Below are 883 nucleotides of genomic sequence, written 5' to 3'. Positions count from 1 at the left end.
TCCCCGCGCGAGGCCCTCGCCATGGACCCGCAGCAGCGGCTGCTGCTGGAGACCTCCTGGGAGGTGTTCGAACGGGCCGGGATCGACCCGGCCACCCTGCGCGGCTCCGCCACCGGCGTCTTCGTCGGCGCCGCCCACATCGGCTACCTGGCCGGCATGGAGGTGCCCGACGAACTCGGCGGCTACCTCGGCACCGGCAACGCCGCCAGTGTCGCCTCCGGCCGCCTCGCCTACACCTACGGACTGGAGGGCCCCGCCGTCACCGTCGACACCGCCTGCTCCTCCTCCCTGGTCTCCCTCCACCTCGCCGTCCAGGCGCTGCGCACCGGAGAGTGCACGATGGCGCTGGCCGGCGGCGTCACGGTGATGGCCAACCCCGGGCTGTTCGTCGACTTCAGCCGGCAACGGGTGCTCTCCGCCGACGGCCGCTGCAAGCCCTTCGCCGCCGCCGCCGACGGCACCGGCTGGTCCGAGGGCATCGGCCTGCTGCTCGTCGAACGGCTCTCCGACGCACAGCGCAACGGCCACCGCGTCCTGGCGACCGTCCTCGGCTCCGCCGTCAACCAGGACGGCGCCAGCAACGGCCTGACCGCGCCCAACGGCCCCTCCCAGCAGCGGGTGATCCGGCAGGCACTGGCCGACGCCCGGCTGGACGCCCAGGACGTGGACGCCGTCGAGGCACACGGCACCGGCACCGAACTCGGCGACCCGATCGAGGCCCAGGCCCTCCTGGCCACCTACGGCCGGGAACGCCACGCCGACGAGCCGCTGTGGCTGGGCGCGCTCAAGTCCAACATCGGCCACACCACGGCCGCCGCCGGCGTGGCCGGGGTGATCAAGACGGTCATGGCGATGCGCGAGGGCGTGCTGCCGAAGACGCTGC

The 883-nt window shown here is 74.1% G+C and carries 1 protein-coding gene; it reads left to right on the top strand.

What is annotated here, in order from left to right; genetic code table 11:
• A partial coding sequence (locus tag ALMP_RS32950) for a polyketide synthase (RefSeq protein WP_264935123.1) occupies positions 1-883 on the top strand: 883 nt, incomplete at both ends.

It is taken from the genome of Streptomyces sp. A012304 (assembly GCF_026008495.1).
Classification (GTDB): domain Bacteria; phylum Actinomycetota; class Actinomycetes; order Streptomycetales; family Streptomycetaceae; genus Streptomyces.
This window is presented reverse-complemented; position numbering and strand designations above follow the sequence as displayed.